Here is a 13,281-nt window from a genome sequence, read left to right as displayed (position 1 = left end):
AAAAAAGCCCCGCAGGCGCCAGGCCTGCGGGGCTTTTTTCATGGGCGTGCCGGCGTCAGAAACCGAGCGCGTGCGGCAGCCAGGTCGAGATGGCCGGAATGAAGGTCAGCATCACCAGCACCACGAAATGCGCCAGAAGGAACAGCGGCATTTCGCGCGTGAGCGCGGTGATCGATACGCGCGTGGACACCGCCGTCACGAACAGCAGCCCGCCCACGGGCGGCGTGATCATGCCCAGCGTCAGGTTGACGATCACCACCATGGCGAAGTGGATCGGGTCGATGCCCAGCGCGGCGGCGATCGGCGCCAGGATGGGCACCAGGATCATCACGCCCGGCAGCGGCTCCATGAAGATGCCGAACACCAGCAGCAGCACGTTCACGGCGATCAGGAACATCACGGGCGAGAGCTGCCAGCTCACGATCAGCTCCGACAGGTACTGCGGAACGCCCTCCACCGTGAGCACCCAGGCGAAGGCCGCCGAGGTCGCCATCACCAGCAGCACCGACGAAGTCAGCATGGCCGAGCGCGCGGCAATGCCGGGCAGGGCCTTCCACTCCAGCGTGCGGTAGATCCACTTGCCGCACACCAGCGCATAGAACACCGCCACCACCGAGGCCTCGGTGGGCGTGAAGATGCCAAAGCGGATGCCGACGACGATCAGCACGATCAGCATCAGCGCCGGAATCGCCTTGATGCTGGTCACCAGCATTTCGCGGCCGCTGGGGCGCGGCTCGCGCGAGCGGTAGTCGCGCTGGCGGCACACATACCAGTTCACGGCCGCCATGGCGGCTGCGATCAGCAGCCCCGGCAGGAAGCCGGCGATGAACAGGCCGCCGACCGAGACGTTCTCATCCTGCAGCGCATAGATGATCATGCTCACCGACGGCGGAATGATGGGGCCGACGATGGCCGTGCTGGCGGTGAGCGCCGCGGCATAGGGGCGCGCATAGCCGGCCTTGTCCATCATCTTGACCATCATCGAGCCCGGTCCGGCCGCATCGGCCAGGGCCGAGCCCGAGATGCCCGAGAACAGCGTCAGCGACAGCACGTTGGCGTAGCCGAGGCCGCCGCGCAGGTGGCCGACGAACTGCGCCGCGAAGCGCAGCAGCACCGCCGTGAGCGCACCGCCCGACATCAGCTCGGCCGCGAGGATGAAGAACGGCACCGCCATCAGCGGAAAGCTGTCGATGCCGGTGAACATCTCCTTGAACACCACCAATTGCGGGTAGCGCCCGCCCACAAACACCGCAAGAGCGGCCGAAATCGCCAGCGCAAAAGCCACCGGGAAGCCCAGCGCCAGCAACACGACGATGGCAATGAAAAGCGTGATAGCCATGGTTTTTCTTTCCCTGCGGTCAGATCGAGGCCGCCGCTTCGGCGTCCATCTCATCGGACTCGGCATAGCTGCCGTCCGCGATGTAGGCACGCGCGATAAACAGCAGGTGCAGGAACATCAGCACGAAGCCCACCGGCATCGCCACGTAGATCCAGGCCATGGGCACATCGGTGGCCGCCGTGGTCTGAAAGCGCGTGGCCCAGACATAGAGCACCGAGAAATAGGCCATGACCAGGCAGAACAGGCCGACCCCGAACACTACGAACCTGCGGATCGCGCGCGCCGCGCGGCTGCCCACCGCGCCGTGCAGGTTGTCGATGGCCACATGGCCACCAAAGCGCAGCACCAGTCCAGCACCGAGGAAGGTGCACCAGATCATCAGGTGCCGGGCCACCTCTTCGGCCCAGACGATGGAGTCCCCCGTGGTGTAGCGCAGCACCACGTTGGCGAAAACGATGCAGGCCATGGCCAGCAGCAGCACGATGAGCACCCAGCGGTTGCAAGCCACCAGCGCGCGTTCCACGCGATTGAGCATGAGGGTTTGATACGCCGGAGGGCGCCTGTCTTGGAAGGAAGGAAACAAACCGCCCGGCCAGGCCGGGCGGTTGCGAACGCACCGAGAACCGCGTTACTTCACGCTGGCAATGGCGTCCAGCGTCTTCTGGCCGAACTTGGTGGCGTACTGCTTGTAGGCCGGCGCCAGCGCGGCGCGGAAGGCCGCCTGGTCCACCTGGGACACGACCTGCATGCCCTGGCTCTTGGCCTCTTCCACGCCCTTCTTCTCGACGGCGTCGACGAAGGCGCGCGATGCGAGCGCCCCCACCTTGGCGCCCTGTGTGAACGCGGCCTTCTGCGCGTCGCTCAGACCGCTCCAGAAGCTGGGCGAGACGATCAGCGCCACGGGCGCGTACACGTGCGAGCTCAGCGTCAGGTGCTTCTGCACCTGCCACAGCTTGGCCGAGGCCAGCACGGAGATCGGGTTCTCCTGGCCGTCGATCGTGCCCTGCTGCAGCGCGCCGATCACTTCGGGCCAGGACATGGGCGTGGGCGAGGCGCCCAGGGTCTTGAACGCCGTTATGTGCACGGGGTTTTCGGTCACGCGGATCTTCAGGCCCTTGAGGTCCTCGACCTTCTGCACCGCATGCTTGTTGTTGCTCAGGTGGCGAAAGCCCTGCTCACCCCAGGCCAGCGCGATCAGGCCACGGGCCTTGAATTTGCCCAGCAGGTCCTGGCCGAACTGGCCGTCCAGCACGGCGCGCGCGTGCTGCGTGTCGCGGAACAGGAAGGGAATGTCCACCACGCCCACGTCGGGCACGAAGTTGCTCAGCGCGCCGGTGGAGACGATCACGGCCTCGACAGTGCCCAGCTGCAGGCCCTCGATCAGCTCGCGTTCGCCGCCGAGAGCGCTGGAGGGGAACTGCTTGAACTTGAAGGCCTGATTCGTCGTCTTCTCCACCGAATCCGCCCACGCGTTGGCTGCCGCGCCATAGTGCGAATTGACGGCCAGGGCGTAGCCGAGCTTGACTTCCTTGGCCTGCTGGGCGAACACGGAACCAGCGGACACAGCGAGCGCGGCGGTGGCACAGGTGGCAACGAGGGAACGGCGGGAAATGCGCATGGGAAAGGGATCCTTGGAGAGGTGGCTAGGGGAAAAACCCTCTATTGTAATTTTTAAAGCCCCATCCACAGCGCTTCGCGCCCGCGCAGGCCAGCACGGCCGGTGGCGCGGGCCTTTTTGGACTGCCCCGGCACAGCGCTCAGGTGAGCTGGTAGTTCACCGGCTGCAGGGGCGGCGGCAGATCGGTCTCGCCGAGCGACTCCCGCAGGTTGATCTCGATGGCCCGGCACAGGGTGTCCAGCGGCAGGTCGTTGCTTTCCAGGCCGAACGGCTCCTCGATCTCGTCACCCAGCGCGTCGAGGCCGAAGAAGGTGTAGGCCACGATGCCCACGACGAAGGGCGTCATGAAGCCGGTGGTGTCCACCAGGCCAAAGGGCAGCAGAAAGCAGTACAGGTAGGCCGTGCGGTGCAGCAGCAGGGTGTAGGAAAACGGCACCGGCGTGTTCTTGATGCGCTCGCACGAGGCCGCGGCGGCCGTGAGCGCCGTCAGCGTGCCGTCCAGCGGCACCGCCAAGCAGGGTTCGAGCTGCCCGCGGCGCACGCATTCGCCCAGGTCGCGCCCCATGGCCAGCATCAGGGCGTCGGCGGGATTGGACGTGGTGCGCACCTGGGCAAATTCCGCCGGCGTGACCCAGCGCTGCAGCAGCGCGTCGTCCTTCTGGTCGCGCAGCTGCAGGCGCAGCGCGTGGGCGAAGGCGATGGCCCGGTGCACCATGCGCACGCGCACGTCGTCGTCGCGCCGCGCGGGGTCCAGCGGCTGGTCCACGCGGATCAGGCCCTGGCACTGGCGCGAGAGCGAACGCATGCGCAGCAGCAGCTCGCCCCAGAGCTTGCGCGCCTCCCAGTAGCGGTCGTAGGCCGTGTTGTTGCGAAAGCCCAGAAAGATCGCCAACGGCAGGCCGATCAGCGTGAACGGGATGGGCGTGACCGTGATCTTCAGCGTGAACAGGTTGCCGTGCACCAGCGTGACCAGGGTGGCCAGCACGATGTTGAGCAGCAAGGTGGTGCGGATGCGCTGCAGGATCGAACCCCGGAGCATGAGAAACAAACGCAGTCCGGAAGGACGGTCACGAACGATCATGGGCAGCGCATGCGGGCAAGGGAAAACCCTGATTGGAGCACAGCCCGAGCCCCGCGCGGGCCAGAACCTCCGCAGAACGGGGCGCTCCGGGCGGCGAGCGGCACTGCACCTGCGCGCGGGTGCGCGCGCTTCAGTTCAGCAGCCGGGAGGAGCGCGGCAGGTGCGCGGCCAGGAACTCCATCTGGTCGGCCAGGATGCGGCGGTTGCGCAGGATGAAGTCTTCCCACAGGCTGGGCACATAGGGGGCATAGAGCAACGGCATGCGCGCCTGCTCGGGCGTGCGCGGGCCCTTGCGGTGGTTGCAGGGGCGGCAGGCGGTGACGACGTTCATCCACTGGTCGGCGCCCTTTTGCGCGAGCGGCACGATGTGCTCGCGCGTCAGGTCGTGCTCGTCAAAATGCCCGCCGCAATAGGCGCAGACATTGCGGTCGCGCGCAAACAGCTTGTTGTTGGCCAGGCCCGGCTTGAGCTCAAAGGGGTTGATGCGGGAGACGCCGCGCGTGCCGATGATGCTGTTCACGGCAATCACCGACTGCAGACCCGTGACGGCGTTGTGCCCCCCGTGGAACACCGCCACCTCGCTGCCGGCCACCCAGCGCACGTCGCCCGCTGCGCTGTGGATCACCGCCTGCTCCAGCGTGATCCACGACTGGGGCACCCCCTGGGCCGAAAGCTTCAAAACCTTCACAACGCGCCTCCTGGAACAACAATGCACACAAGGAATGGAGCGCGGCCCGCCTGCGCGCTGCGCAGACGCGACAGAAGCGCCCATGGCTGCGTCACAATATACGCTTTTTTCAAGTCAAACCGGCGCCAGGCGCTTGGTGGCCTTGCGCCACGCGCTATTAAAAAGATAACAACCCATGAAGATCTTCCGCGGCTTCCGCCACCCCGCCATTGCGCCCGCCTGCGCCCTGACGATTGGCAACTTCGACGGTGTGCACCGCGGCCACCAGGCCATGCTGGCCCTGCTGCACAACGAGGCCCAGCACCGTGGCGTGGTCAGCTGTGTGCTCACCTTCGAGCCGCACCCGCGCGACTACTTTGCCGGCGCCCTGCGCAAGCCCGAGCTGGCGCCCGCGCGCATCGGCACGCTGCGCGACAAGCTCACCGAGCTGGCGCGCTGCGGCGTGCAGCAGACCGTGGTGCTGCCGTTCGATGCGCGCCTGGCGGCACAGTCGCCCCAGGCGTTCATCGACGGGGTGCTGTTGCAGGGGCTGGGCGCGCGCTATGTGCTGGTGGGCGACGACTTCCGCTTTGGCCGCCAGCGCGCGGGCGACTACGCCCTGCTCGACGCCGCCGGCCGGGCCCAGGGCTTCGAGGTCGCGCGCATGAACAGCTACGAAGTGTCCGACCCCCACGGCAGCGGGCCCGGCCTGCGCGTGTCCAGCTCGGCCGTGCGCGAGGCCCTGGCCGCCGGCCGCATGGACGACGCTGCGCGCCTGCTGGGCCGGCCGTATTCCATTTCGGGCCACGTGGTGCATGGGCGCAAACTCGGGCGCGCGCTCGGCGCCAGCAGCGCCGCGGCCGGCGACGGCTTTCGCACGCTGAACCTGCGCTTTGCGCACTGGAAGCCGGCGGCCAGCGGCATCTTCGCCGTGCTGGTGCATGGGCTGGGCGCGGCCCCGCTGCCCGGCGTGGCCAACCTGGGCATCCGCCCGTCGATCGACCCGCAGGATGTCAACGGCGGGCGCGTGCTGCTGGAGACCCATTGCCTCGAATGGCCGGCGCACCTGGGGGCCGAGGGGGCCTACGGTAAAATCATCCGCGTGGAACTGCTGCACAAACTGCACGACGAGCTCAAATACGACAGCCTGGGCGCCCTCACCGCCGGCATTGCCCGCGACTGTGCCGACGCGCGTGCGTGGTTTGCCGCCCACGCCGAAACCCGCCGCCAGACCACGCGCGACCGAATTTGATGCGTTGGCGCCGCCTGCTGCCTCTCGACAGGCTCGGGCCGGCGGACTGCCAGCACCCCTTCCCCCACACCGCCACCCGGGCGCACAGACGTTCGGGCTGAGCTTGTCGAAGCCTTTCAAACATCGCCATGTCCGACGCCAACACCGCCAGCCCCGCCTCTCCCGCCCCGGATTACCGCGGCACCCTGAACCTGCCCGACACGCCCTTCCCGATGCGCGGCGACCTGCCCAAGCGCGAGCCGGGCTGGGTCAAGGAATGGGAGGAGCAGGGCCTGTACAAGCGCCTGCGCGACGCCCGCTGCGGCGCCCCCAAGTTCATCCTGCACGACGGCCCGCCCTATGCCAACGGCCAGATCCACATGGGCCATGCGGTCAACAAGATCCTCAAGGACATGATCGTCAAGGCGCGCCAGCTCGAAGGTTTCGACGCGCTGTACGTGCCCGGCTGGGACTGCCACGGCCTGCCGATCGAAAACGCCATCGAGAAGAAATACGGCCGCAAGCTCTCGCGCGACGACATGCAGGCCAAGAGCCGGGCGTACGCCACCGAGCAGATCGCGCAGCAGATGCAGGACTTCAAGCGCCTGGGCGTGCTGGGCGAATGGGACAACCCGTACAAGACCATGAACTTCGCCAACGAAGCCGGCGAGATCCGCGCCTTCAAGCGCGTGATCGAGCGCGGCTTCGTCTACCGCGGCTTGAAGCCCGTGTACTGGTGCTTTGACTGCGGCAGCTCGCTGGCCGAGTTCGAGATCGAATACGCCGACAAGAAGAGCAGCACGCTCGACGTGGCGTTCAAGGCGCACGACCCGGCCCGGCTGGCGGCCGCCTTCGGCCTGCCCAGCCTGGCCCAGGACGCTTTCGCGGTGATCTGGACCACCACGGCCTGGACCATTCCCGCCAACCAGGCGCTCAACCTCAACCCCGGGCTGGTCTACGCGCTGGTCGACACGCCGCGCGGCCTGCTCGTGTTGGCCGAGTCGCTGGTCGAAAGCTGCCTGCTGCGCTATGGCATCGAAGGCAAGGTGCTGGCGACCACCGTGGGCGAAAAACTCGGCGGGCTCGAATTCGAGCACCCGCTCTATGACGTGCAGGACAGCACCGGCAACTACGGTTATCACCGCCTCGCGCCCGTGTACCTGGCCGACTACGCCACGGCGGACGACGGCACCGGCATCGTGCACTCGTCGCCCGCCTACGGGGTGGAGGATTTCAACTCCTGCATCGCCCATGGCGTGGCCTACGACGACATCCTGAACCCGGTGCAGGGCAACGGCGCCTACGCCACCGACCTCTCGCTGTTCGGCGGCGAGCACATCTGGAAGGCGGTGCCGACCATTTTGCAGGCGCTGGACAACGCCGGCCGCCTGATGGCCACCGAAAACATCACGCACAGCTACCCGCACTGCTGGCGCCACAAGACGCCCGTGATCTACCGCGCCGCCGCCCAGTGGTTCATCCGCATGGACGAGGGCGAGGGCGTGTTCACGACCGACAAGGCCCCCGAAACCCTGCGCCAAACCGCCCTCAAGGCCATCGAGCACACCCATTTCTACCCCGAGAACGGCAAGGCCCGCCTGCACGACATGATCGCCAACCGGCCCGACTGGTGCATCTCGCGCCAGCGCAGCTGGGGCGTGCCGATCCCGTTCTTCCTGCACAAGGATTCGGGCGAGCTGCACCCGCGCACCATGGAGATCCTCGACCAGGCCGCCGCCATCGTCGAGCAGGGCGGCATCGAGGCCTGGAGCCGCGTGACGGCCGAAGAGATCCTCGGCGCAGAAGACGCGCCGCACTACACCAAGAGCACCGACATCCTCGAAGTGTGGTTCGACTCGGGCTCGACCTTCAGCCACGTGCTGCGCGGCACGCACCCCAACGTGCACCACGACAGCGGCCCCGAGGCCGACCTCTACCTCGAAGGCCACGACCAGCACCGCGGCTGGTTCCACAGCTCGCTGCTGCTGGCCAGCGCGCTCGAAGGCCGCGCGCCCTACCGAGGCCTGCTCACGCACGGCTTCACGGTGGACAGCCAGGGCCGCAAGATGAGCAAGTCGCTTGGCAACGGCATCGATCCGCAGGAGATCAACAAGAAGCTCGGCGCCGAAATCATCCGCCTGTGGGTGGCGGCGTCCGACTACTCGGGCGACATCGCGGGCGACGACAAGATCCTCGCGCGCGTGGTCGACGCCTACCGCCGCATCCGCAACACGCTGCGCTTCCTGCTGGCCAACGTCAGCGACTTCGACCCGGCCCGCGACAGCGTGCCGTTCGCGCAGATGCTGGAGATCGACCGCTATGCGCTGGTGCGCGCGGCGCAGTTCCAGGAGGACATCCTGGCGCACTACAAGGTCTACGAATTCCACCCCGTGGTCGCCAAGCTGCAGCTGTACTGCTCGGAAGACCTCGGCGGCTTCTACCTCGACATCCTGAAGGACCGGCTCTACACCACCGCGCCGGGCAGCCTGGCACGGCGCAGCGCCCAGACCGCGCTGCACCAGATCACGCACGCCATGCTGCGCTGGATGGCGCCGTTCCTCTCGTTCACCGCCGAAGAGGCCTGGAAGGTTTTTGGCGGGCGCGACTCCATCTTTGTCGAGAAATTCCAGTCCCTGGGCCAGCCCGACGACGGCCTGCTGACCAAGTGGGGCCGCATCCGCGAGATCCGCGACACGGTCAACAAGGACATCGAGGCCCTGCGCGCCGAAGGCCAGGTGGGCGCCTCGCTGCAGGCCAACGTGGTGCTCACGGCGGCGCCCGAAGACCACGCCCTGCTGGCCAGCCTGGGCGACGACCTGAAGTTCGTGTTCATCACATCGACTATTGAATTGGTAGCTGGAGACGCCCTACAGGCAAGCGTTACAGCCAGTTCAGACACCAAATGCGAGCGCTGCTGGCACTACCGCAGCGACGTCGGCCACGATGCGCAGCACCCCACGCTGTGCGGGCGCTGCACCAGCAACCTTTTCGGCGCCGGCGAACACCGGGAGCACGCTTAAATGGCCCGCGCCGCGGCTTCGGGCCGCTCGGACAGCAGCCTCTGGCCCTGGCTGGGCTGGGCGCTGCTGATCCTGGTCGCCGACCAGTTCACCAAGACGCTGATCCTGGGCGCCTACCGCCTGGGCGACGCGACCTATGTGACCAGCTTCTTCAACATCGTGCGCGCGCACAACACCGGCGCGGCGTTCTCGTTCCTGGCGCAGGCCGGCGGCTGGCAGCGGTGGCTGTTCACCGGCTTTGGCGTGGCGGCGGCGCTGTTCATCCTGTGGCAGCTGCGCGCGCACCCGGGCCAGAAGCTGTTTGCGTTCGCGCTCTCCAGCATCCTGGGCGGCGCCGTCGGCAACGTGGTCGACCGCATGATGCATGGCTACGTGGTCGACTTCCTCGACTTCCATTGGGCGGCGTCGCACTTCCCGGCCTTCAATGTCGCCGATGCCGCCATCACCGTGGGCGCGGTCTGCCTGATCGTCGACGAGCTGCTGCGCGTGCGCCAGACACGGTGAAACGCTGAACGCCAATAGCGCACTGCAAAGTGTGCTATTGCATACAGTCTGGTACAAGTTGGAGTGGCGCCGTTATAGTGTCCGGCTCACTTCATGAAGCACCTACTCAATCTCTTAGCCGCCATCGCCCTGCTGGTGTGGGGCACCCAACTCGTGCGCACCGGCATCTTGCGGGTGTTTGGTGCGAGCCTTCGCCAGATCATTGCACGCAGTGTGCGCACGCCGCTGACGGCGGCGCTGTCGGGGGTCGGGGTCACGGCCGTCGTGCAGTCGGCCACGGCGACAGCGCTCATCGTCTCTTCGTTCGTCGGCCAGGGCCTGATGGCGCTGCCGGCGGCGCTGGCCGTGATGCTGGGGGCGGACGTGGGCACCAGCATCATGGCGGTGGTGTTCTCGCTCGACCTGTCCTGGCTGTCGCCGCTGCTCATTTTTGTCGGCGTGGTGCTCTACGTGCCGCGCCAGGACGCCACCGTGGGGCGCATGGGGCGCGTGCTGATCGGCCTGGGCCTGATGCTGCTGGCGCTGCGCCTGATCACCGAGGCCACGACGGTGCTGACGCAGTCGGAGACGGTGCGCGCCATTCTGGGCGCCCTGACGAGCGACCCGCTGCTCGAGATCACCATGGGCGCCGTGCTGGCGCTGGTGTCGTATTCGAGCCTCGCCACCGTACTGCTGACGGCGACGCTGGTCGGCTCGGGCGGCATCCCGGTGGTGGTGGCGCTGGGGCTGGTGCTGGGCGCCAACCTGGGCAGCGGCCTGCTGGCCGTGCTGACCACGCTGCGCGCCAACGTGGCCACGCGCCAGGTGCCGCTGGGCAACCTCTTGTTCAAGATCGCGGGGGTGCTGATCATGACGCCGCTGGTCACGCCCTGGATGCAGTACGTTCGCCCCCATGTGGCCAACGATGCCGCGCTGGTCGTGCTGTTCCACCTGGCCTTCAACACCGTGATGGCCATGGTCTGCATCGGCCTGACCGGACCGGTGGCACGCCTGGTGGCGCGCCTGCTGCCCGCCGACGAGGCCCATGCCACCGACACGCGCCCGCACCACCTCGACCCCTCGGCGCTGGCCACGCCGTCGCTGGCCATTTCGTGCGCCGCGCGGGAGGCACTGCACCAGGCGGACGTGGTCGAGACCATGCTGCAGGGCATCCACACCGTCATCCGCTCCAACGACCTCAAGCTCTCGCAAGACCTGCGCCGCCTCGACGACCAGGTTGACGGCCTGTATTCGGCCATCAAGTACTACATGACCAAGATCCCGCGCGAGGCGCTGGACGAGCGCGAGGGACGGCGCTGGGCCGACATCATCGGCTTCACGATCAACATGGAGCAGGTCGCCGACATCATCGAGCGCGTGCTGATCGACATCGAGGACAAGAAGATCAAGAAGGGGCTGAAGTTCTCGGAGCCCGGCATGCAGGAGATCAACGAGCTGCACGCGCGCCTGCTGGACAACCTGCGCCTAGCGATGAGCGTCTTCCTTAACAGCAACGAGCGCGACGCCAAGCGCCTGATCGAGGAAAAGACGCACTTCCGCGAGCTCGAACGCGCCTATGCGGCCACGCACCTGGCGCGCCTGTCGATCAATTCCGTGCCCAGCATCGAGACCAGCGCGCTGCACATCGACCTGATCAGCGACTTCAAGCGCATCAACTCGCTGTTGTGCTCGATCGCTTACCCCATCCTCGAGCAAAGCGGCTCGCTGGCGCCCAGCCGCCTGCGCGGATCGGCCTGAACTCGGGCCGCTGCGGAGGCGGCGGCCCAAGGGGGTGCAGCGCCCTCGTGCCGCACCGGCCATCTCAGGACAGCGTCAGGATCGTCGAACCCGTGGTCTTGCGCGCCTCCAGGTCGCGGTGCGCCTGCTGCACCTCTTGCAGCGGGTAGCGCTGGTCGATGTGGATCTTCACCTGCCCGCTCTGCACCACGGCAAACAGCGCATCGGCCATGGCCTGCGTGCTCTCGCGCGTGGCGATGTGGGTGAACAGCGTCTGGCGCGTGACATAGAGCGAGCCCTTGGCGCCCAGCATGCCGGGCGCAAACGGCGGCACCGGACCCGAGGCGTTGCCAAAACTGGCCATCAGGCCGAACGGGCGCAGGCAGTCGAGCGATTTGTCCCAAGTGTCCTTGCCCACCGAGTCGTACACAACCTTGACGCCCTGGCCGGCGGTGATCTCCTTGACGCGCGCGGCAAAGTCCTCGGTGCGGTAGTTGATCGCGTGCGCCGCGCCGTTGGCCAGCGCCAGCTGGCATTTGGCCTCGCTGCCCGCGGTGGCGATCAGCTGCAGGCCCAGCGCCCGCGCCCACTGGCAGGCGATCAGGCCGACACCGCCGGCGGCCGCATGGAACAGCACGAAGTCGCCGGGCACCAGGCCCTCGACCGGCCGCGCCTTGAGCAGCAGGTACTGCGCCGTCAGGCCCTTGAGCATCATGGCGGCGCCGGTCTCGAAGCCGATGCTGTCGGGCAGCTGGCACACGCAGCGCGCGGGCATCACGCGCACCTCGCAGTAGCTGCCGGGCGGGTTGCTGGCGTAGGCCGCGCGGTCGCCCACGCGCAGGTGCGTGACGCCCTCGCCCACGGCCTCGATCACACCCGCAGCTTCCATGCCGATGGTCGCCGGCATGGACAGCGGGTACAGCCCCGTGCGGTGGTAGACGTCGATGAAGTTCAGGCCCACGGCATGGTGGCGGATGCGCACCTCGCCGGGGCCGGGCTCGCCCACGGCCACATCGACGATCTGCAGTTCTTCGGGGCCGCCGTGCTGGCGGATCTGGATGGCAAGGCTCATGGGAAATGGTCTCCAGGACACGGGTGAAAACGGGCCTGCATCCTGCCATGTTTCTGCAAGCCTTGCCCCGCAGCGCGCCGCTACAGTGATGCGATGACACAAAAAATCACACCTGGCACGGCCGCGCTGCTGACCCTGGCGCCGCTGCTGTGGGCAGGCAACGCCGTGGTGGGGCGGCTGGTGCACGAGCTGGTGCCGCCGATCACGCTCAACTTCCTGCGCTGGGCGCTGGCGTTCGCCCTGCTGCTTCCGCTGGCCCATGGCGTGCTACGCGCCGGCAGCCCGTTGTGGCCGCACTGGCGCCGCTATGCGCTGCTGGGCCTGCTCGGCGTGGGCCTGTACAACGCGCTGCAGTACCTGGCGCTGCAGACCTCATCGCCGCTGAACGTGACGCTGGTCGGCTCCAGCATGCCGCTGTGGATGCTGGTGCTGGGCGCCCTGTTCTTCGGCGTGGCCGTGACGCGGCGCCAGCTGCTGGGCGCTGCGCTGTCGATGGCTGGCGTGCTGTGCGTGCTCAACCACGGCCAGTGGAGCGCCCTGCTGGCGCTGCGCCTGGTGCCGGGCGACCTGTTCATGCTGCTGGCCACGCTGTCGTGGTCGCTCTACAGCTGGCTGCTGGTGCGCACGGTCGGGCCGGCCGGCGTGCGCGGTGACTGGGCCGCATTCCTGATGGCGCAAATGGTGTTCGGCCTGGGCTGGTCGGGCCTGATGGCAGGCGGCGAATGGGCGCTGGGCGCGCACCACATCGCCTGGGGCTGGCCGCTGGCGCTGGCACTGGCCTACATCGCCGTTGGGCCGGCCATCGTGGCGTACCGCTGCTGGGGCATGGGCGTGCAGCGCGTGGGACCGGCCGTGGCGGGGTTTTTTGCCAACCTCACGCCGCTGTTTGCGGCGCTGCTGTCGGCGGCCTTTCTGGGCGAGTTGCCCCACGCTTACCATGCCGTGGCCTTTGCGCTGATCGTCGGCGGGATCGTGGTGTCTTCGCGGCGCTGAGGACACCCTGCGCACGCAGCCTGCTTACACACCAAAAACG

At 67.6% G+C, this 13,281-nt stretch carries 11 protein-coding genes; 5 read left to right on the top strand and 6 right to left on the bottom strand.

The features are described 5' to 3' along the window. Window positions 1-55: 55 nt before the first annotated feature. The 5 genes from B2J86_RS05500 to B2J86_RS05480 all read right to left on the bottom strand — a co-directional run bounded on the left by B2J86_RS05500 (window position 56) and on the right by B2J86_RS05480 (window position 4,726). A complete protein-coding gene (locus B2J86_RS05500; protein WP_169167569.1) occupies window positions 56-1,339 on the bottom strand; it encodes a TRAP transporter large permease in 1,284 nt (427 codons plus the stop codon). A 19-nt stretch (window positions 1,340-1,358) separates the two neighbouring features. Beyond that, window positions 1,359-1,874, bottom strand: coding sequence for a TRAP transporter small permease (locus B2J86_RS05495; RefSeq protein ID WP_169167568.1), 516 nt, complete (start codon window positions 1,872-1,874; stop codon window positions 1,359-1,361). 93 nt (window positions 1,875-1,967) lie between these two features. Next, entirely contained in the window at window positions 1,968-2,957 is a 990-nt protein-coding gene (locus tag B2J86_RS05490; protein WP_169167567.1) for a TRAP transporter substrate-binding protein, read from the bottom strand. Between the two features lie 139 nt (window positions 2,958-3,096). After that, window positions 3,097-4,038, bottom strand: a complete 942-nt coding sequence (locus tag B2J86_RS05485) for a bestrophin family protein (protein WP_173024913.1) — start codon at window positions 4,036-4,038, stop codon at window positions 3,097-3,099. Between the two features lie 130 nt (window positions 4,039-4,168). Beyond that, window positions 4,169-4,726 carry an HNH endonuclease gene (locus tag B2J86_RS05480; RefSeq protein ID WP_169167565.1) on the bottom strand — a complete coding sequence of 186 codons (558 nt, stop codon included), beginning with the start codon at window positions 4,724-4,726 and terminating at the stop codon, window positions 4,169-4,171. Window positions 4,727-4,901: 175 nt separating this feature from the next. On the opposite strand from B2J86_RS05480, the gene B2J86_RS05475 reads away from it, so the two are divergent. The 4 genes from B2J86_RS05475 to B2J86_RS05460 all read left to right on the top strand — a co-directional run bounded on the left by B2J86_RS05475 (window position 4,902) and on the right by B2J86_RS05460 (window position 11,197). Beyond that, window positions 4,902-5,957, top strand: coding sequence for a bifunctional riboflavin kinase/FAD synthetase (locus B2J86_RS05475; RefSeq protein ID WP_169167564.1), 1,056 nt, complete (start codon window positions 4,902-4,904; stop codon window positions 5,955-5,957). Between the two features lie 128 nt (window positions 5,958-6,085). Continuing rightward, window positions 6,086-8,956, top strand: coding sequence for an isoleucine--tRNA ligase (gene ileS, locus B2J86_RS05470; RefSeq protein WP_173024912.1), 2,871 nt, complete (start codon window positions 6,086-6,088; stop codon window positions 8,954-8,956). After that, the gene (lspA, locus tag B2J86_RS05465) at window positions 8,957-9,460 is read left to right on the top strand and encodes a signal peptidase II (protein ID WP_169167562.1); all 504 of its coding nucleotides are present in this window, start codon (window positions 8,957-8,959) and stop codon (window positions 9,458-9,460) included. Between the two features lie 93 nt (window positions 9,461-9,553). Next, window positions 9,554-11,197 carry a Na/Pi cotransporter family protein gene (locus tag B2J86_RS05460; RefSeq protein WP_169167561.1) on the top strand — a complete coding sequence of 548 codons (1,644 nt, stop codon included), beginning with the start codon at window positions 9,554-9,556 and terminating at the stop codon, window positions 11,195-11,197. A 64-nt stretch (window positions 11,198-11,261) separates the two neighbouring features. Here the strand turns inward: B2J86_RS05460 and B2J86_RS05455 are convergent, their stop codons facing one another. Beyond that, window positions 11,262-12,248: a quinone oxidoreductase gene (locus B2J86_RS05455; RefSeq protein ID WP_169167560.1), complete on the bottom strand. Its 987-nt coding sequence runs from the start codon at window positions 12,246-12,248 to the stop codon at window positions 11,262-11,264. Window positions 12,249-12,341: 93 nt separating this feature from the next. On the opposite strand from B2J86_RS05455, the gene B2J86_RS05450 reads away from it, so the two are divergent. Further along, on the top strand, window positions 12,342-13,241 hold the full coding sequence (locus B2J86_RS05450) for a DMT family transporter (protein WP_173024911.1): 900 nt from the start codon (window positions 12,342-12,344) through the stop codon (window positions 13,239-13,241). Window positions 13,242-13,281: the final 40 nt, after the last annotated feature.

The organism is Acidovorax sp. SRB_14 (genome assembly GCF_012932145.1).
Lineage (GTDB): Bacteria > Pseudomonadota > Gammaproteobacteria > Burkholderiales > Burkholderiaceae_C > Simplicispira.
Note: the sequence above shows the minus strand (reverse complement) of the source record. Positions and strands in the feature narration are given on the sequence as shown.

Excerpts from the sequence above, each read along its gene's own strand:
- B2J86_RS05500 (WP_169167569.1), bottom strand. The coding sequence starts at position 1,339 with ATGGCTATCACGCTTTTCATTGCCATCGTCGTGTTGCTGGCGCTGGGC.
- B2J86_RS05495 (WP_169167568.1), bottom strand. The coding sequence starts at position 1,874 with ATGCTCAATCGCGTGGAACGCGCGCTGGTGGCTTGCAACCGCTGGGTG.
- B2J86_RS05490 (WP_169167567.1), bottom strand. The coding sequence starts at position 2,957 with ATGCGCATTTCCCGCCGTTCCCTCGTTGCCACCTGTGCCACCGCCGCG.
- B2J86_RS05485 (WP_173024913.1), bottom strand. The coding sequence starts at position 4,038 with ATGATCGTTCGTGACCGTCCTTCCGGACTGCGTTTGTTTCTCATGCTC.
- B2J86_RS05475 (WP_169167564.1), top strand. The coding sequence starts at position 4,902 with ATGAAGATCTTCCGCGGCTTCCGCCACCCCGCCATTGCGCCCGCCTGC.
- ileS (WP_173024912.1), top strand. The coding sequence starts at position 6,086 with ATGTCCGACGCCAACACCGCCAGCCCCGCCTCTCCCGCCCCGGATTAC.
- lspA (WP_169167562.1), top strand. The coding sequence starts at position 8,957 with ATGGCCCGCGCCGCGGCTTCGGGCCGCTCGGACAGCAGCCTCTGGCCC.
- B2J86_RS05460 (WP_169167561.1), top strand. The coding sequence starts at position 9,554 with ATGAAGCACCTACTCAATCTCTTAGCCGCCATCGCCCTGCTGGTGTGG.
- B2J86_RS05455 (WP_169167560.1), bottom strand. The coding sequence starts at position 12,248 with ATGAGCCTTGCCATCCAGATCCGCCAGCACGGCGGCCCCGAAGAACTG.
- B2J86_RS05450 (WP_173024911.1), top strand. The coding sequence starts at position 12,342 with ATGACACAAAAAATCACACCTGGCACGGCCGCGCTGCTGACCCTGGCG.